This window comes from Citrobacter sp. MGH104 (genome assembly GCF_001034485.1).
Lineage (GTDB): Bacteria > Pseudomonadota > Gammaproteobacteria > Enterobacterales > Enterobacteriaceae > Citrobacter > Citrobacter freundii.
Window position 1 is genome coordinate 644443 of the sequence record NZ_KQ089818.1, and the last position, 19916, is coordinate 664358.

Here is a 19916-nt window from a genome sequence, read left to right on the forward strand (position 1 = left end):
GGTTAGGGAAGGTTTCCCCTCCCCCTGGTGTCTTAGTAAGCCGGTAAGCTAATGACTAAGAGTATCACCAGTATGATGACGTACTTCATCATAACCCTTTCCTTATTTTGGCCCCTTCCTCGGGAGGGGCTTTCCCGTTCCAGCGTCCCGCTGAAATCTCTGGCTTACCTCCTTTTGCCTTGACCGCACTCTAACGCACAATGACGCATTCGCTATTTTCGCCGCAAATTGTTGCGTAACGCCTCGCAAAGCCGCGTCAGCATTCAGACGAATCCCGACAGTGTTTCATAATTCCTCCATTTTTCTCCCTTGTTCGCTGGCTAAACTAGTATCATTCCGCGAATCGTTTCAGGATGAGAAACTCATAACAATGAAAGGCAGTAATAAATCCCGCTGGGTGATAGCAATCGTGATCGTCGTGGCCGCCATCTGGTTCTGGCAAAGCCGCAGCGCTTCCCAGGAAACCGCACCGGGCGCTACCAAACCAGCGCAGCACACGCCTGGGTCGGCACGCCGTGGAATGCGCTCCGGACCGTTGGCTCCCGTGCAGGCTGCCACCGCCACCGAGGAAGCCGTTCCACGTTATCTGACAGGGCTGGGTACCATTACTGCCGCCAATACCGCCACGGTACGTAGCCGGGTGGACGGTCAGCTCATTGCCTTACACTTTGAGGAAGGACAACAGGTAAAAGCCGGCGACCTGCTGGCAGAGATAGATCCCAGCCAGTTCAAAGTCGCTCTGGCTCAGGCGCAGGGACAACTGGCAAAAGATAAAGCCACGCTGGCGAATGCCCGTCGCGATCTTGCCCGCTATCAACAGTTGGTTAAAACCAATCTGGTCTCCCGCCAGGAGCTGGATGCCCAGCAGGCGCTGGTCAATGAGACGTTAGGCACAATCAAAGCGGATGAAGCCAGTGTCGCCAGCGCTCAGTTGCAGCTCGACTGGAGTCGGATAACCGCACCTGTCGATGGTCGTGTCGGCCTGAAGCAGGTCGATGTCGGTAACCAAATTTCCAGCGGCGATACCACCGGGATCGTCGTCATTACGCAAACTCATCCCATCGACCTGATATTTACTTTGCCTGAAAACGACATTGCTACCGTGTTGCAGGCACAAAAATCGGGGAGCCAGCTGAAGGTCGAAGCCTGGGACCGAACCAATTCACAAAAACTGAGTGAAGGCGTCCTGCTCAGTCTCGACAATCAGATTGATGCCACTACAGGAACCATCAAAGTTAAAGCCCGTTTTAACAATCAGGATGATGCGTTATTCCCTAACCAGTTCGTCAACGCCCGCATGCTGGTCGACACACAGCAAAATGCCGTTGTGATCCCAACAGCAGCCCTGCAGATGGGCAACGAAGGGCACTTTGTCTGGGTACTGAATAGCGACAACAAAGTGAGTAAGCATCTGGTTAAACCGGGTATTCAGGACAGCCAAAAAGTGGTGATCGCCGCTGGGTTGTCCGCAGGCGATCGGGTCGTGACTGACGGTATTGACCGTCTGACGGAAGGCGCAAAAGTCGAAGTCGTTGAGGCGCACGACGCCTCTGTTTCCGATGAGAAAACAGCGCCACGCGGATACGGCAAAAAAGGAGCCAACTCCTGATGCAGGTGTTACCTCCGGACAACACAGGCGGACCATCGCGCCTGTTCATTCTGCGCCCCGTCGCCACTACGCTGCTGATGGTCGCGATTTTGCTTGCCGGTATTATCGGTTATCGCTTTCTGCCAATCGCCGCCTTACCTGAAGTGGATTACCCCACGATTCAGGTCGTGACGCTCTACCCTGGCGCCAGCCCGGACGTTATGACCTCGGCGGTAACCGCGCCGCTTGAACGTCAGTTTGGCCAGATGTCTGGCTTAAAACAGATGTCATCACAAAGCTCCGGTGGCGCATCGGTCGTTACGTTACAGTTTCAACTGACGCTCCCGCTGGATGTTGCCGAGCAGGAAGTTCAGGCCGCGATTAACGCCGCCACCAATTTATTACCCAGCGATCTACCTAACCCTCCGGTCTACAGCAAGGTAAATCCGGCAGATCCGCCGATCATGACGCTGGCGGTCACTTCCAGCGCCATGCCGATGACGCAGGTGGAAGATATGGTCGAAACCCGCGTCGCGCAGAAAATCTCTCAGGTATCCGGCGTGGGTCTGGTAACACTTTCCGGTGGGCAACGTCCGGCGGTCCGCGTGAAACTTAACGCTCAGGCCATTGCCGCACTCGGTCTGACCAGCGAAACCATCCGTACGGCCATTACCGGTGCCAACGTCAATTCAGCAAAAGGGAGTCTTGATGGCCCAACGCGCGCCGTTACCCTTTCAGCTAACGACCAGATGCAGTCCGCAGATGAATATCGTCAGCTCATTATTGCCTATAAAAACGGTGCGCCGGTTCGTCTGGGCGATGTTGCTACCGTCGAACAAGGAGCAGAAAACAGCTGGCTGGGTGCATGGGCAAATAAGCAACAAGCTATAGTGATGAATGTGCAGCGCCAGCCTGGGGCGAACATCATCGCCACGGCAGACAGTATCCGCCAGATGCTGCCACAGCTCACCGAAAGCCTGCCCAAATCGGTTAAGGTCAGCGTACTTTCCGATCGCACCACCAATATTCGTGCCTCTGTTGCAGACACCCAGTTCGAGTTGATGCTGGCGATAGCGCTGGTGGTGATGATTATCTACCTGTTTCTGCGCAATGTTCCGGCGACGATTATTCCTGCAGTCGCCGTACCGTTGTCGTTAATCGGCACCTTCGCGGTGATGGTATTTCTTGATTTCTCCATCAACAACCTGACCTTAATGGCGCTAACCATCGCGACAGGCTTTGTTGTGGATGACGCTATCGTGGTTATCGAGAATATTTCACGCTATATCGAAAAAGGCGAAAAACCGCTGACTGCTGCCCTGAAGGGCGCAGGCGAGATTGGTTTTACCATCATCTCTCTGACGTTTTCATTGATTGCGGTATTGATCCCACTGCTATTCATGGGCGATATCGTCGGGCGCTTGTTCCGTGAATTCGCCGTTACGCTGGCGGTGGCGATTCTGATTTCCGCCGTTGTCTCGCTCACTCTTACGCCGATGATGTGCGCGCGTATGCTGAATCAGGCCTCATTGCGTAAGCAGAATCGCTTCTCCCGCGCCTCAGAGCGAGTGTTTGATCGCGTCATCGCCGGGTACGGTCATTGGCTGGCAAAAGTACTTAACCACCCGTGGCTGACGCTGAGCGTAGCGCTCGGCACGTTGGCATTGAGCGTCATGCTATGGGTTTTTATCCCCAAAGGTTTCTTCCCAATCCAGGACAACGGCATTATCCAGGGTACGCTACAGGCACCGCAGTCCAGCTCATTCGCCAGCATGGCCGAGCGCCAGCGTCAGGTTTCAGATGTCATCCTTAAAGATCCGGCGGTAGAGAGCCTGACCGCTTTTGTCGGCGTGGATGGTACTAATCCGGCATTGAACAGCGCACGTTTGCAAATCAACCTTAAACCGCTGGATGAACGTGACGATCGGGTGCAGAAAGTGATTGCGCGCTTACAGGACGCGGTTGACAGGGTTCCCGGAGTTGACCTTTATCTTCAGCCTACTCAGGATCTGACGATTGATACTCAGGTGAGCCGGACGCAATATCAGTTCACGCTGCAAGCGACATCCCTTGATGCCCTCAGCACCTGGGTTCCACAGCTGATAGAAAAACTAAATCAGCTACCGCAACTGTCCGACGTCAGCAGCGACTGGCAGGACAAAGGGCTGGTAGCGTATGTGAACGTCAATCGCGACAGCGCAAGCCGTTTGGGCATCAGCATGTCAGATGTCGACAACGCCCTGTACAACGCCTTCGGCCAGCGTTTGATTTCGACTATTTACACCCAGGCAAATCAATATCGCGTGGTGTTAGAACATAACACCAACAATGCGCCGGGGCTTGCGGCACTGGATACAATACGTCTGACCAGTAGCGACGGTGGCATAGTACCGCTCAGCGCGATCGCCAGTATTGAACAGCGTTTTGCCCCGCTGTCGATTAACCACCTCGATCAGTTCCCGGTCACCACCATCTCGTTCAACGTGCCAGACGAACATTCGCTGGGTGATGCGGTACAGGCGATTCTGGATGCCGAAAAAACTCTTAACCTGCCCGCAAATATTACGACCCAGTTCCAGGGTAGCACGCTCGCCTTCCAGGCCGCGCTGGGAAATACCATCTGGTTGATTGTGGCTGCGGTTGTGGCGATGTATATCGTCCTCGGCGTGCTGTATGAGAGCTTTATTCACCCAATTACTATTCTCTCCACGCTGCCGACGGCGGGCGTCGGGGCACTGCTGGCGTTAATGATAGCCGGCAGCGAACTGGACGTCATCGCGATTATTGGCATTATTTTGCTCATCGGTATCGTCAAGAAAAACGCCATCATGATGATCGACTTTGCCCTTGCCGCGGAGCGCGAACAAGGCATGGCACCGCGCGATGCTATTTTCCAGGCCTGTCTGCTGCGTTTCCGCCCAATTCTGATGACTACGCTGGCGGCACTGCTCGGCGCGTTGCCGCTGATGTTAAGTACCGGTGTGGGCGCAGAGTTACGCCGTCCGTTAGGCATTGGCATGGTCGGTGGACTGCTTGTGAGTCAGGTATTAACCCTGTTTACCACTCCGGTAATTTATCTGCTGTTTGACCGTCTGTCGCTGTATGTGAAAAGCCGTTTCCCGCGTCAGGAAGAGGAAGCGTAAATGAAATTTTTCGCGCTTTTCATTCATCGGCCGGTGGCGACCATTCTCATTTCGGTGGCTATCACCCTGTGCGGTATTCTGGGCTTTCGTCTGCTGCCGGTCGCTCCGCTGCCGCAGGTGGATTTTCCGGTGATTATGGTCAGCGCATCATTACCCGGTGCCTCCCCTGAAACGATGGCGTCTTCGGTCGCAACTCCGCTGGAGCGCTCGCTGGGCCGCATCGCGGGCGTAAACGAAATGACTTCGAGTAGTTCGCTTGGCAGTACGCGTATTATTCTCGAATTCAAATTCGACCGTGACATCAATGGCGCGGCGCGGGACGTTCAGGCCGCGATTAACGCCGCGCAAAGCCTGCTGCCCAGCGGGATGCCGAGCCGACCAACGTATCGCAAAGCTAACCCTTCCGATGCGCCAATCATGATCCTGACGCTGACGTCGGACACTTACTCGCAGGGTGAACTGTACGATTTCGCATCAACACAACTGGCGCAGACCATCGCGCAAATCGACGGTGTGGGCGACGTGGACGTTGGAGGCAGTTCTCTGCCTGCCGTGCGGGTAGGACTCAACCCGCAGGCGCTGTTTAACCAGGGCGTGTCGCTGGACGACGTGCGTAGCGCGATCGACAATGCCAACGTGCGTAAGCCGCAGGGTGCTATCGAGAATGATACCCATCGCTGGCAGGTACAAAATAACGATGAGCTGAAAACCGCCGCCGAATATCAACCTATTATCATCCACTATAACAACGGCGCAGCGGTACGACTGGGTGATGTTGCGTCTATAACCGACTCTGTACAGGACGTTCGTAACGCGGGGATGACCAACGCCAAACCGGCCATTCTGCTGATGATCCGCAAGCTACCGGAAGCCAATATTATTCAGACGGTAGATAGCATTCGCGCCAAATTACCGGAGTTACAAACGCTGGTCCCGGCCGCCATCGATCTGCAAATCGCCCAGGACCGTTCACCGACCATTCGCGCTTCACTAGAGGAAGTCGAACAGACGCTGATTATCTCCGTGGCGCTGGTTATCCTGGTGGTCTTTGTTTTCCTGCGATCCGGGCGTGCGACTCTGATCCCCGCGGTAGCGGTTCCGGTCTCGCTGATCGGTACCTTTGCCGCCATGTATCTGTGCGGATTCAGCCTGAACAACCTGTCGTTGATGGCGTTAACCATTGCCACGGGATTTGTCGTAGATGACGCCATCGTGGTGCTGGAAAATATTGCCCGCCACCTGGAAGCGGGAATGAAGCCACTCCAGGCGGCGTTACAGGGTACGCGCGAAGTGGGATTCACCGTGCTTTCCATGAGCCTGTCGCTGGTGGCGGTATTCCTGCCGCTGCTGTTAATGGGCGGATTGCCTGGACGCCTGCTGCGCGAATTTGCCGTCACGCTGTCGGTTGCCATCGGTATCTCGCTGCTGGTGTCGCTGACATTAACGCCAATGATGTGCGGCTGGATGCTTAAATCCAGCGCCCCGCGTGAACAGTCGCGTAAACGGGGATTTGGTCGCATGCTGGTAGCGCTGCAGCAAAGCTACGGCACTTCACTTAAATGGGTACTGCGCCACACGCGACTGGTGGGCGTGGTATTACTCGGCACCATTGCGCTGAATATCTGGCTTTATATTTCCATCCCCAAAACCTTCTTCCCGGAGCAGGATACGGGCGTATTGATGGGAGGGATCCAGGCTGACCAGAGCATCTCTTTCCAGGCGATGCGCGGTAAACTGCAGGATTTTATGAAGATCATCCGCGACGATCCCGCGGTGAACAATGTCACCGGCTTTACCGGTGGGTCACGGGTTAACAGCGGGATGATGTTTATTACCCTCAAGCCACGCGATGAGCGCCGTGAAACCGCTCAGCAGGTGATCGACCGCCTACGCGTTGCGCTTTCAAAAGAACCAGGTGCGAATCTGTTTCTGATGGCGGTGCAGGACATCCGCGTTGGCGGACGGCAGGCCAACGCCAGCTATCAATACACATTGCTGTCCGACGATCTGGCGGCGCTGCGTGAGTGGGAACCGAAGATCCGTAAGGCGCTTGCCGCCCTGCCCCAACTGGCGGACGTCAACTCCGATCAGCAGGACAATGGCGCGGAGATGAATCTGATTTACGATCGCGACACCATGTCTCGTCTTGGGATCGACGTGGCAGCCGCCAACAGCCTGCTGAATAACGCCTTTGGTCAGCGACAAATTTCAACCATCTATCAGCCGATGAACCAGTACAAAGTGGTGATGGAGGTCGATCGACGTTACACCCAGGACATCAGCGCACTGGACAAAATGTTCGTCATCAACAATGACGGTAAAGCGATCCCGTTATCGTACTTTGCCAAATGGCAGCCAGCGAATGCCCCACTGTCTGTGAACCATCAGGGCTTGTCCGCCGCCTCAACCGTTTCTTTTAACCTGCCGACAGGTTCTTCACTGTCAGAAGCGACAGAGGCCATCAACAGAACCATGACCCAGCTCGGCGTCCCCTCCACGGTTCGTGGCAGCTTTGCCGGTACCGCCCAGGTATTTCAGGACACGATGAACTCGCAGGTGATCCTAATAATCGCCGCCATCGCCACAGTCTACATTGTGCTGGGTATGCTGTATGAAAGCTATGTACATCCGCTGACCATTCTCTCCACGCTACCTTCGGCAGGGGTCGGGGCTTTGCTGGCGCTGGAGCTGTTCAATGCCCCGTTCAGCCTAATCGCCCTGATAGGGATCATGCTATTAATTGGAATTGTGAAGAAAAACGCCATCATGATGGTCGATTTTGCGCTGGAAGCGCAGAGAAACGGTAAGCTGCAGCCGGAAGAAGCTATTTTCCAGGCCTGCCTGTTGCGCTTTCGCCCAATAATGATGACCACGCTGGCGGCGTTGTTTGGCGCACTGCCGTTGGTGTTATCCGCAGGGGATGGCTCCGAGCTGCGCCAGCCGTTGGGGATAACCATTGTCGGTGGACTGGTCGTGAGCCAGCTCCTGACGCTGTACACCACGCCTGTGGTCTATCTCTTTTTCGACCGTCTGCGTCTGCGTTTTTCGCGTAAAAACAGCAAACCGGTAGCAGAGTTATGACAGAACTTCCCGACAGCACCCGCTGGCAACTTTGGATTGTGGCATTTGGTTTTTTTATGCAGTCGCTGGATACCACCATCGTTAATACCGCGCTTCCCTCGATGGCGGCAAGCCTCGGGGAAAGCCCGTTACACATGCATATGGTCATAGTGTCATATGTTTTAACCGTTGCCGTGATGCTGCCCGCCAGCGGATGGCTGGCGGACAAAGTTGGCGTGCGTAATATCTTCTTCACCGCCATCATCCTGTTTACGCTTGGTTCGCTGTTTTGCGCCGGGTCCAGCACGCTCAACGAGCTGGTGATGGCGCGCGTCTTACAAGGCGTTGGCGGTGCGATGATGGTGCCAGTCGGCAGGCTGACGGTGATGAAAATCGTCCCGCGTGAGCAATATATGGCGGCGATGACGTTTGTCACTTTACCCGGTCAAATCGGCCCGCTGCTGGGCCCAGCGTTAGGCGGAATTCTGGTTGAATACGCCTCCTGGCACTGGATATTTTTGATTAACATTCCGGTAGGCATTGTCGGCGCGATAGCGACGTTAATGCTGATGCCCAACTACACCATGCAAACCCGACGCTTCGACCTCTCCGGATTCGCGATGCTGGCGGTCGGTATGGCGGTTCTGACGCTGGCGCTCGATGGCAGCAAAGGAACCGGTCTTTCCAGTATCACGCTGGCGGCGTTGGTTATCTGCGGGGTGTTGGCTATTGCGCTGTATCTGAAACACGCCCATCGAAATCCCCGTGCGTTGTTTAGCCTGAATCTGTTTCGCACATCGACCTTCTCGCTAGGTCTGTTCGGCAGTTTTGCCGGACGCATCGGCAGCGGTATGCTGCCGTTTATGACGCCGGTGTTTTTACAGATTGGCCTCGGTTTTTCACCGTTTCATGCCGGACTGATGATGATCCCGATGGTGCTGGGCAGTATGGGCATGAAGCGCATTGTGGTGCAGGTCGTTAACCGCTTTGGTTACCGTCGCGTACTGATTACCACCACGCTTGGCCTGTCGCTGGTCAGTCTGTTGCTAATGACCACGGCACTGCTGGGCTGGTATTACGCCCTGCCCTTCGTGCTGTTTTTACAGGGAATGGTCAACTCAACGCGCTTTTCATCCATGAATACCCTGACGTTAAAAGATCTGCCTGACGATCTCGCCAGCAGCGGCAACAGCTTGCTGTCGATGATCATGCAGCTGTCGATGAGTATCGGGGTGACCATCGCGGGCCTGCTGTTAGGCATGTTTGGCCAGCAGCATATCGCCATCGACAGCGGTAGTACGCATAGCGTCTTTATGTATACCTGGTTGTGCATTGCATTCATTATTGCGCTGCCCGCCATTATTTTTGCCCGCGTGCCGAACGACACGCAAACCAATGCGGTGATTTCACGACGCAAAAGGAGCACCTGATGAAGTTCTGGCGGCCCGGTATCACCGGCAAACTGTTTCTGGCGATTTTCGCCACCTGCATTGTGTTGCTGATCAGCATGCACTGGGCCGTACGCATAAGCTTCGAACGCGGTTTTATCGACTATATTAAGCACGGTAACGAACAGCGGCTGCAAATGCTCAGCGACGCGTTAAGCGAGCAGTACGCGCAGCACGGCAACTGGCGATTCTTACGCAATAACGATCGTTTCGTTTTCCAGATCCTGCGCTCTTTTGAACACGACAATGACGATGATAAACCGGGTCCAGGCATGCCGCCACACGGCTGGCGTACACAGTTTTGGGTTGTCGATCAAAATGCCCACGTACTGGTCGGTCCGCGGGCTCCTGTCCCCCGCGACGGTATGCGCCATCCCATCCGCGTCAACGGTAGCGAAGTGGGTGCTGTGATTGCCTCTCCGGTGGAGCGTTTAACGCGTAATACCGATATCAATTTCGACATGCAGCAAAGACGTTCCAGCTGGCTTATCGTCGCACTCTCCACGATCCTGGCTGCGCTGGCAACGTTTACGCTGGCGCGCAGCCTGCTGGCCCCGGTTAAACGGTTGGTGGAAGGCACGCACAAACTGGCGGCGGGCGATTTCACCACTCGCGTTACGCCAACCAGTACGGATGAGCTAGGCAAGCTGGCGCAGGACTTCAACCAGCTCGCCAGTACGTTGGAAAAAAACCAGCAGATGCGTCGTGACTTTATGGCCGACATTTCTCACGAACTGCGCACGCCGTTGGCGGTGTTGCGCGGTGAACTGGAGGCCATTCAGGATGGTGTCCGCCAGTTCACGCCCGACTCCGTTGCCTCTTTGCAGGCTGAAGTGGGTACGCTCACCAAACTGGTTGACGACCTTCATCAGCTCTCCATGTCAGATGAAGGCGCGCTGGCCTATCAGAAATCATCGCTGGATCTTATCCCGCTGCTTGAGGTGGCAAGCGGCGCATTTCGTGAACGCTTTGCCAGTCGTGGACTAACGCTTCAGCTCTCGCTCCCGGACAGCATGACGGTATTTGGCGACAGGGATCGTCTGATGCAGTTGTTCAACAATCTGCTGGAAAACAGTCTGCGTTATACCGACAGCGGTGGCGGGCTGCACATCAGCGCCGAACAACGCGAACGTATGGTGTTATTAACCTTCGCAGATTCCGCTCCCGGCGTAAGTGACGAGCAGTTACAGAAGCTGTTTGAACGATTTTATCGCACCGAAGGCTCGCGTAACCGCGCCAGCGGAGGTTCCGGACTGGGGCTGGCGATTTGCGTCAATATCGTACAAGCGCATAATGGTCTGATCCGCGCCGCCCATTCGCCTTTTGGTGGGGTTAGCATTACAGTAGAGTTACCGCTGGAACGCGATTTACAGAGAGATGTATGACTGAGTTACCCATTGATGAAAACACGCCGCGTATTCTGATCGTGGAAGACGAACCCAAGCTGGGGCAACTGCTCATCGACTACCTGCGGGCAGCGAGCTACGCTCCTACGCTCATCAGCCACGGCGACCTGGTTCTGCCTTACGTGCGCCAAACACCGCCCGATCTGATCTTGTTGGATCTGATGCTGCCCGGTACCGATGGTCTGACCCTGTGTCGGGAAATCCGCCGCTTCTCAGAAGTCCCCATCATGATGGTAACCGCTAAAATCGAAGAGATTGATCGCCTGCTGGGGCTGGAGATCGGTGCAGATGATTATATTTGTAAACCGTACAGCCCGCGCGAAGTCGTCGCGCGTGTTAAAACGATCCTGCGCCGATGCAAACCGCAGCGCGAACTACAACAAATGGATGCAGAAAGCCCGCTTATCGTTGATGAAGGCCGTTTTCAGGCCTCCTGGCGTGGGAAGATGCTCGATTTAACGCCCGCCGAATTCCGCTTACTTAAAACGTTGTCACATGAGCCGGGAAAAGTATTCTCCCGAGAACAATTACTTAACCATCTCTATGACGATTATCGCGTCGTTACCGACCGCACCATCGACAGCCACATTAAGAACCTGCGACGCAAGCTGGAGTCGCTGGATGCTGAGCAGTCGTTTATCCGCGCGGTCTATGGCGTGGGGTATCGCTGGGAAGCCGACGCCTGCCGAATTGCTTAAACACTCCTGCCCTTCAGGGCCCGCTGCTCCATGGGGCCCTGGTGACTAGCAACTCTCCAAATATCGCTCATACTCTTTCTGACAACACTGTCGTCAATAACTGTTTGATCTAAAACTTTTAATCAAGGAGTTCATATGGCTGGTTGGTTTGAATTAAGTAAAAGTAGCGATGATCAGTACCGCTTTGTTCTTAAAGCTGGGAACGGGGAAATAATCCTTACCAGCGAGCTTTACACTACCAAAGGCGCTGCGGAAAAAGGGATCGCATCTGTCCAGGCTAACAGCCCTCTGGATGAGCGTTATGAGAAAAAAACAGCGGCTAATGGAAAATTACATTTCAACCTGAAAGCTGCAAACCACCAGATTATTGGTAGCAGTCAACTGTATGCGAATGAACAGTCACGCGAGACCGGTATTACTTCGGTTAAGACCAATGGTGTCAGTCAGACGATAAAAGATAAGACCTGATAATTACTCGCTCAGCCGGGTAACGCAACGCTGTCGCCCGGCGTTTTTCTTTACCTGCCTTCCCTGCAGCGCTACAATGCCCGCCCTTAATATGGGGGCACTCCCCTAACCGCCTCATTGAGTGGGGCGAGTCTGACCTGTCATCAGAATGAGAAAATTATGTTTAAACCGGAACTCCTTTCCCCGGCGGGAACGCTGAAAAACATGCGTTACGCTTTCGCCTATGGCGCAGACGCTGTGTATGCGGGCCAACCGCGTTACTCACTGCGCGTACGCAACAACGAATTCAACCACGAAAACCTGCAGCTCGGTATTAATGAAGCCCATGAACTGGGTAAAAAATTCTATGTGGTGGTTAACATTGCCCCACATAATGCCAAGCTGAAGACCTTCATTCGTGATCTGAAACCGGTGGTGGAAATGGGGCCGGATGCACTGATCATGTCAGACCCTGGTCTGATTATGCTGGTGCGCGAAAACTTCCCTGACATGGACATTCACCTTTCGGTACAGGCTAACGCCGTAAACTGGGCGACGGTGAAGTTCTGGAAGCAGATGGGGCTGACCCGCGTGATCCTCTCCCGTGAGCTGTCGCTGGAAGAGATTGAAGAGATCCGCACCCAGGTGCCGGATATGGAGCTTGAGATCTTCGTTCACGGCGCGCTGTGCATGGCCTACTCCGGCCGTTGCCTGCTCTCTGGCTACATCAACAAGCGTGACCCAAACCAGGGTACCTGTACCAATGCCTGCCGCTGGGAATACAACGTGCAGGAGGGGAAAGAAGATGTAGTGGGCAATATCGTGCATAAGTACGAGCCTATCCCGGTACAAAACGTCGAACCCACGCTGGGTATTGGCGCACCAACAGACAAAGTCTTTATGATTGAGGAAGCCCAGCGCCCGGGTGAGTACATGACCGCATTCGAAGACGAACACGGCACTTACATCATGAACTCGAAGGATTTACGTGCCATTGCCCACGTTGAGCGCCTGACGCAGATGGGCGTGCATTCCCTGAAGATCGAAGGCCGCACCAAGTCGTACTATTACTGTGCACGTACCGCGCAGGTCTATCGTAAAGCCATTGATGATGCTGCAGCCGGTAAACCGTTCGACCCACAACTGCTGGAAACGCTGGAAGGCCTGGCGCATCGTGGTTACACCGAAGGGTTCCTGCGCCGCCATACACATGACGACTATCAGAACTACGAATACGGCTTCTCTGTTTCCGAGCGTCAGCAGTTTGTCGGCGAATTCACCGGCGAACGTAAAGGTGAACTGGCGGCCGTGCTGGTAAAAAACAAATTCACCGTCGGCGACAGCCTGGAGCTGATGACCCCACAGGGCAACATCAACTTTACTCTCGAGCAGATGGAAAACGCGAAAGGCGAAGCCATGCCAGTTGCGCCGGGCGATGGTTACACCGTGTGGATGCCTGTACCAGAGGATATCGATCTGAATTATGCATTGTTGATGCGTAATTTTGCCAGCGAGTCCACACGTAACCCGCATGCTAAGTAGTTAATTACGGTTATTTTTCAGCGTTCGGAAGATTCTTAGAAATCGATCACATACCGTTTCGTTCATTAAGGGTATTATCCACTCCGCTGAAAAACATAACCCATAAATGCTAGCTGTACCAGGAACCACCTCCTTAGCCTGCGTAATCTCCCTTACGCAGGCTTATTTTTTGCCTGCCGTTTAAACTCTCCGAATCTCCCCAATTCAAATCTTTACTTTCAGGCGAAAAAAAACCGGGCATTACGCCCGGCTCATTAGGTGATTAAAGATTAATGTGCCGCTTCTGGCTTGTGCTTTTGTGCACTCTGGAAACCATAGGTCAGCTCATTTTTCTCTTTATCCAGCGCAACAGTCACCTGACCGCCATCTACAAGCGAACCGAACAGCAGTTCGTTAGCCAATGGTTTTTTCAGGTTATCCTGGACAACACGCGTCATTGGACGTGCGCCCATTGCGCGGTCATAGCCTTTCTCTGCCAGCCAGTCACGTGCTTCCTGACTCACTTCAAGAGAGACACCTTTCTGATCCAGCTGAACCTGAAGCTCGACGATAAACTTATCAACAACCTGATGAATCACCTCGGTAGAGAGATGATCGAACCAGATAATGTTGTCGAGACGGTTACGGAATTCCGGCGTAAACACTTTTTTGATTTCGCCCATCGCATCAGTACTGTTGTCCTGATGAATCAACCCAATCGATTTACGCTCAGTTTCACGTACACCAGCGTTGGTGGTCATGACCAGCACCACGTTGCGGAAATCCGCTTTACGCCCGTTATTGTCGGTCAGCGTGCCGTTATCCATCACCTGCAGCAACAGGTTAAAGACATCCGGGTGCGCTTTTTCGATTTCATCCAGCAGCAGTACCGCATGCGGATGCTTAATAACAGCATCAGTCAGCAAACCGCCCTGGTCAAAACCGACATATCCTGGAGGCGCACCAATCAGACGGCTGACCGTGTGGCGTTCCATATACTCGGACATATCAAAACGCAGCAGTTCAATGCCGAGGGCTTTGGAGAGCTGCACCGTGACTTCGGTCTTACCGACGCCAGTTGGTCCGGCAAACAGGAACGAACCGACCGGCTTATGCTCGTGTCCCAGCCCGGCACGGCTCATTTTGATCGCTTCAGTCAGCGCCTCAATGGCTTTATCCTGTCCGAATACCAGCATTTTCAGACGGTTGCCCAAGTTTTTCAGCGTGTCGCGATCGCTCTGCGATACGCTCTTCTCCGGGATCCTCGCAATGCGGGCCACCACGGACTCAATATCCGCCACGTTGACGGTTTTCTTGCGCTTACTGACCGGCATCAGACGCGCACGCGCGCCCGCCTCATCAATCACGTCAATCGCTTTATCCGGCAGATGACGATCGTTAATGTATTTCACCGCCAGTTCGACCGCTGCACGCACCGCTTTGGCGGTATAGCGGACGTCATGGTGCGCTTCGTATTTCGGCTTCAGACCATTGATTATCTGCACGGTCTCTTCTACCGATGGTTCAGTGACATCGATTTTCTGGAAACGGCGCGCTAACGCACGGTCCTTTTCAAAGATATTGCTGAATTCCTGATAGGTTGTGGAGCCTATAACACGGATCTTACCGCTGGAGAGCAGCGGCTTGATCAGGTTAGCCGCATCCACCTGGCCGCCCGATGCCGCACCCGCACCGATAATGGTGTGGATCTCATCGATAAACAGAATGCTGTTAGTATCCTGTTCCAGCTGTTTCAGCAGCGCCTTAAAGCGTTTCTCAAAATCACCGCGATATTTAGTGCCTGCCAGCAGCGAGCCGATATCCAGGGAGTAAAGGGTGCAATCAGCCATGATTTCAGGCACATCACCCTGGACGATACGCCAGGCGAGGCCTTCGGCAATGGCGGTTTTACCGACACCAGACTCTCCCACCAGCAGCGGGTTGTTTTTTCTGCGACGGCACAGTACCTGAATGGCGCGCTCCAGCTCTTTGTCCCGGCCAATGAGCGGATCAATTCCGCCCACTCGGGCAAGCTGGTTAAGGTTAGTCGTGAAGTTCTCCATACGGTCCTCCCCGCCAGCTTGCTCTTCGTTATTTGGCTGATTCCCAGAGTCAGAAGACTGGCTGGGTTCATCTTTACGCGTGCCATGAGAGATAAAATTCACCACATCAAGACGACTTACTTCATGCTTACGCAGCAGATAAGCCGCCTGAGATTCCTGCTCGCTGAAGATAGCAACCAGCACATTTGCGCCGGTAACTTCATTGCGTCCGGAGGACTGAACATGAAAGACCGCACGTTGCAGTACACGCTGAAAACTCAACGTCGGCTGCGTGTCGCGCTCTTCCTCACTGGCAGGCAATACAGGTGTGGTCTGTTCAATGAAGGCTTCGAGTTCCTGACGGAGCGCCACCAGATCCACAGAACACGCTTCCAGCGCTTCGCGGGCCGACGGGTTACTGAGCAACGCCAGTAACAAGTGCTCGACGGTCATAAACTCATGTCGGTGCTCGCGCGCTCTGGCGAAAGCCATGTTTAAACTGAGTTCCAGTTCTTGATTGAGCATAGGCACCTCCCCCAATGTTTATGCCTGCATTCAGGCTTTTTCCAGCGTACACAGCAACGGATGCTCGTTCTCCCTTGCATATTTGTTCACCATCGCTACTTTGGTTTCAGCCACTTCGGCAGTAAACACGCCGCAAATCGCTTTGCCTTGATAGTGAACTGCAAGCATCAGTTGCGTTGCACGTTCTACATCATAAGAAAAGAATTTTTGTAACACGTCAATAACAAACTCCATCGGAGTGTAATCATCATTGACTAATATCACTTTATACATAGATGGCGGTTTTAGCGCGTCGCGCAATTTGTCTTCCGCCAGCAGATCGAAATCCAGCCAGTCGTTCGTCTTACCCATTGTCAGTCGTCATCTTCAGTTACGGTTTCCGGCAGAAAATCTTGCCGCTGACAAGCAGCCTATGCGCACAATCAATCTACCTCAAGTATTAGATAACTATCATCTATTAGTGCCATCCGCGACATCTGTCACATAACCGACAATAGCGTTAACTGCTTCAAATTTTGATGCATTTTTACCCTATTCTGTCTGCCTGGCGCTTGACGCCCCGCCTGATTTCTCTAAATTGTAGTTTCGAGAGTTGGCGAGGTTTTGAACAGCCCCCACTCCGCCACCGGTTCATTCCATCTTACTTATATAAGATTTACGAAGGATGTCGAAGTATGGAAACGGGTACTGTTAAGTGGTTCAACAACGCCAAAGGGTTTGGTTTCATTTGCCCCGAAGGCGGCGGCGAAGATATTTTCGCCCATTATTCCACCATTCAGATGGATGGTTACAGAACGCTAAAAGCCGGACAGTCTGTCCAGTTTGATGTCCACCAGGGGCCAAAAGGCAATCATGCCAGTGTCATCGTGCCTGTCATTGAAGCAGAAGCTGTCGCATAGCTCTTCTGTCTCATTGTGTACATCCTGCAGTCAAAATGCCAGCCTTTGCGGCTGGCATTTTTATCTCTGTGGCATTATTCCCGCGCCAGAGCATCTACTGGATCCAGACGTGCCGCATTCCGCGCCGGTAGCCAGCCAAACAACACCCCGGTTGCAGTCGAACACAGGAACGCCGTCAACAGCGCGACGGGTGAGAATCCAATTTCCCAGCCCGGCAGGAATAGCTGAAGTGTAAAGGCGATCAGCATCGACAGGCTAATGCCCAACGCGCCGCCAACCAGACACACTAACACCGCTTCAATTAAGAACTGTTGCAGCACATCACTGGCGCGCGCGCCAACCGCCATACGAATGCCAATCTCACGCGTTCGTTCGGTTACCGAAACCAGCATAATATTCATCACGCCAATCCCACCAACCACCAGCGAAATCACCGCCACCAGCGTCAGGAAGAGTTGTAATGTACGTGTGGTCTTTTCAGCGGTTTTCAAGACACCGTCCATATTCCAGGTGAAGAAATCCTTCTTACCGTGTCGCAACGTCAACAGTCGGGTCAGTTGCTGTTCGGCCTGGGCACTGTCAAAACCATCCTTTACTCGCACGGTGATCGAGTTCAGCCACGACTGCCCCATAATTCGTCCGGACATGGTGCTGTAGGGCAGCCAGACCCGCAGGATCTTGCTACTGCCGAACATCGACTGTTTCTCTTCTGCAACGCCAATTACCGTGGCCGGCATATTTCCCACCAGCACGACTTCGCCGACAACTTTCGCTTTATTGGGGAACAACTGGCGCCGGGTATTACTGTCGAGCACCACCACCTGAGCGCGCCCCGCCAGTTGCTCGGCGTTAAAGGTGGTCCCTTCGCTAAATGTCATGCCGTAGACGTTGAAATAGTCGCCGCTAACGCCGTTAGCACTGGCAGCAACGTCGATATTGCCATAGCGTAACCGCAGGTTCTTCGACACTGCAGGTGTTACCGAACTGACCCAGGGCTGCTTCTGTAGCGCCGTCAAATCGTCATACTTCAATGCCTGTTGATATTGCGGATCGTCGTCGCCGAAATCTTTGCCAGGATAGATATCAATGGTGTTAGTACCAATAGCGCGAATATCTGCCAGTACCAGTTGTTTAGCCGCATCGCCTACCACCACGATCGACACCACAGAAGCAATACCGATGATGATCCCAAGCATGGTGAGTAGCGTTCGCATCTTATTCGCAGCCATTGCCAGCCAGGCCATGGTAAGCGCTTCACGAAATCCGCTGACAAACTGGCTCCAGCCGGATGCCGTTTTCACCGTTGGCTCCGCGATATCGCGTCCACCAGAGGGTTTCTGTGGCGGCGGATTGCGCACAATCTCGCCGTCACGAATTTCAATGACCCGCTCGGCCTGTGCGGCAACCTGCGGGTCGTGCGTGACGATAATTACCGTGTGTCCGCGATCGCGCAGCTGATGCAAAATCGCCATCACCTCTTCGCCGGAATGGCTATCCAGTGCACCGGTGGGTTCGTCGGCAAGAATAACCTGTCCCCCGTTCATCAGTGCACGTGCGATACTGACCCGCTGCTGCTGACCACCGGAAAGTTGAGAAGGTTGATAATCAACCCTGTCGCCCAGACCCAGCCGCTGGAGTAATTCCTGCGCACGCGCCAGGCGCTGCTTACGCTCGGTGCCAGCGTAGACCGCAGGCACCTCGACATTTTGCGCCGCGGTTAAATGTGACAGCAAATGATAGCGCTGGAAGATAAAGCCGAAATGCTCACGGCGCAGCTGTGCCAGCGCATCGCTATCCAGCGTGGAGACATCCCGTCCGGCAACCCGATACGTACCGCTGGTAGGTTTGTCCAGACAGCCGAGAATGTTCATCAGCGTCGATTTACCCGAACCCGACGCCCCGACAATCGCCACCATTTCCCCGGCCTGAATGCTCAAGGATACGTCCTTCAACACCTCAACCTGGCCTTCACCTGAGGGATAGCTGCGGCGGATATGGCTCAGTTCAAGCAATGCTGTCATTTTGCAGCTCCAGCGTTGCCCTCGCCGGTAATGACTTCATCACCCTCTTCCAGCCCTTTCACGATCTCCACATCGGTGTCATTCCGAGCGCCGATAACCACTTCACGTTCGCGGGTTTCGCCGTTACGCAGTAGCCTGACGTTATAGCGGTTGTTACCAATAGGATCGCCCAGTGCCGACAGCGGGATCGTCAGAACATTTTTGACATCAGTGAGCTGGATATGGACCTGCGCGGTCATATCCAGACGCAGGATCCCTTTCGGATTGGGAACTTCGAAGCGGGCATAGTAGAAAATCGCATCATTCACTTTCTCTGGCGTCGGAAGAACATCTTTCAGCGTGCCTTCGTAGCGTGTCTGCGGATCGCCCAGTACGGTAAACCAGGCTTTTTGCCCAGGTTGCAGGTGAATTACATCAGCCTCAGAAACCTGCGCTTTTACCAGCATGGTGCTCATATCCGCCAGCGTCAGAATATTAGGTGCCTGCTGAGCGGCAATAACGGTTTGCCCTTGTAGGGTAGTAATTTGCGTTACTTCGCCTGCCATTGGCGCGACAATGCGGGTGTAATCAAGGTTGGTTTTTGCCGTATCGAGAGAAGCCTGATTACGTTTAATTTGCGCGTCAATTGCGCCAATTTGCGCCTGTTTGACCGCCATTTCGGTGGCCGCCGTGTCGAGATCCTGCTGTGAAACGGCCTGGGTTTTTGCCAGCTGTTGCTGACGGGAAAGCGTCACCCGCGCCAGTTTCCACTCAGCTTCTGCCTGTAAACGCTGGGCGCGCAATTCCATTAGCGTCGCTTCAACCTCTTTGATTTGGTTTTGCGCCTGTTCAGGATCGATTACGCCGAGCAACTGATCTTTTTTGACTTTATCGCCAATCGCGACCGACAGCGTTTTTAACTGCCCGCTGACCTGCGCCCCGACGTCAACTTTACGCAGCGCATCCAGTTTACCTGTAGCCAGCACGCTTTGCTGCAGATCGCCCGGACGAACAATTAATGTTTGATACTGAGGTAAAGGCGCATTAAGCGTTCGCCAAAGTGCAATTACCGCCACAATAAGGATGATGGCGAACAGAAAATAGCGTTTTTTGATTTTTCCCTTGAGCTTCATAAATGT

General features: G+C 53.8%; 14 protein-coding genes. 9 read left to right on the forward strand and 5 right to left on the reverse strand.

Annotated elements, in window-relative coordinates; all coding sequences use genetic code 11:
• Positions 1-32: 32 nt before the first annotated feature.
• Positions 33-92 carry a type I toxin-antitoxin system Ibs family toxin gene (locus tag SK34_RS24615; protein ID WP_106672390.1) on the reverse strand — a complete coding sequence of 20 codons (60 nt, stop codon included), beginning with the start codon at positions 90-92 and terminating at the stop codon, positions 33-35.
• 278 nt (positions 93-370) lie between these two features.
• Between SK34_RS24615 and SK34_RS03125 the strand changes: the two genes are divergently transcribed.
• From SK34_RS03125 to trhP, 8 genes are all read left to right on the forward strand, one after another.
• Positions 371-1609 carry an MdtA/MuxA family multidrug efflux RND transporter periplasmic adaptor subunit gene (locus SK34_RS03125; protein ID WP_048232347.1) on the forward strand — a complete coding sequence of 413 codons (1239 nt, stop codon included), beginning with the start codon at positions 371-373 and terminating at the stop codon, positions 1607-1609.
• Positions 1609-4731, forward strand: coding sequence for an MdtB/MuxB family multidrug efflux RND transporter permease subunit (locus tag SK34_RS03130; RefSeq protein WP_048232348.1), 3123 nt, complete (start codon positions 1609-1611; stop codon positions 4729-4731). Before SK34_RS03125 ends, SK34_RS03130 begins: the two co-directional genes overlap by 1 nt.
• Positions 4732-7812 carry a multidrug efflux RND transporter permease subunit MdtC gene (gene mdtC / locus SK34_RS03135; protein WP_048232350.1) on the forward strand — a complete coding sequence of 1027 codons (3081 nt, stop codon included), beginning with the start codon at positions 4732-4734 and terminating at the stop codon, positions 7810-7812.
• A complete protein-coding gene (locus SK34_RS03140; protein ID WP_003036790.1) occupies positions 7809-9221 on the forward strand; it encodes an MFS transporter in 1413 nt (470 codons plus the stop codon). The genes mdtC and SK34_RS03140 overlap by 4 nt, the downstream gene beginning before the upstream one ends.
• Complete coding sequence (gene baeS, locus SK34_RS03145) at positions 9221-10624, forward strand: envelope stress sensor histidine kinase BaeS (protein ID WP_003841761.1); 1404 nt, start codon at positions 9221-9223, stop codon at positions 10622-10624. The genes SK34_RS03140 and baeS overlap by 1 nt, the downstream gene beginning before the upstream one ends.
• On the forward strand, positions 10621-11343 hold the full coding sequence (baeR, locus tag SK34_RS03150; protein WP_003036797.1) for an envelope stress response regulator BaeR: 723 nt from the start codon (positions 10621-10623) through the stop codon (positions 11341-11343). Before baeS ends, baeR begins: the two co-directional genes overlap by 4 nt.
• Before the next feature lie 135 nt (positions 11344-11478).
• Positions 11479-11811 (forward strand): YegP family protein, encoded by a 333-nt coding sequence (locus SK34_RS03155; protein ID WP_003841759.1) that lies wholly within the window; start codon positions 11479-11481, stop codon positions 11809-11811.
• A 159-nt stretch (positions 11812-11970) separates the two neighbouring features.
• Positions 11971-13332 (forward strand): prephenate-dependent tRNA uridine(34) hydroxylase TrhP, encoded by a 1362-nt coding sequence (trhP, locus tag SK34_RS03160; protein WP_003844346.1) that lies wholly within the window; start codon positions 11971-11973, stop codon positions 13330-13332.
• 269 nt (positions 13333-13601) lie between these two features.
• On the opposite strand, the gene clpA is transcribed toward trhP, so the two are convergent.
• Positions 13602-15878, reverse strand: a complete 2277-nt coding sequence (clpA, locus tag SK34_RS03165) for an ATP-dependent Clp protease ATP-binding subunit ClpA (protein WP_003036804.1) — start codon at positions 15876-15878, stop codon at positions 13602-13604.
• A gap of 30 nt (positions 15879-15908) precedes the next feature.
• A complete protein-coding gene (gene clpS, locus SK34_RS03170) occupies positions 15909-16229 on the reverse strand; it encodes an ATP-dependent Clp protease adapter ClpS (RefSeq protein ID WP_003036810.1) in 321 nt (106 codons plus the stop codon).
• Positions 16230-16552: 323 nt separating this feature from the next.
• Here clpS and cspD point away from each other — a divergent pair, with 323 nt between their 5' ends.
• Positions 16553-16777: a cold shock-like protein CspD gene (gene cspD / locus SK34_RS03175; protein WP_003036813.1), complete on the forward strand. Its 225-nt coding sequence runs from the start codon at positions 16553-16555 to the stop codon at positions 16775-16777.
• Between the two features lie 74 nt (positions 16778-16851).
• Here cspD and macB read toward each other — a convergent pair whose 3' ends face one another.
• On the reverse strand, positions 16852-18798 hold the full coding sequence (macB, locus tag SK34_RS03180) for a macrolide ABC transporter ATP-binding protein/permease MacB (protein ID WP_003840216.1): 1947 nt from the start codon (positions 18796-18798) through the stop codon (positions 16852-16854).
• Positions 18795-19910, reverse strand: coding sequence for a macrolide transporter subunit MacA (macA, locus tag SK34_RS03185; RefSeq protein ID WP_016150621.1), 1116 nt, complete (start codon positions 19908-19910; stop codon positions 18795-18797). The genes macB and macA overlap by 4 nt, the downstream gene beginning before the upstream one ends.
• Between the last annotated feature and the right edge of the window lie 6 nt (positions 19911-19916).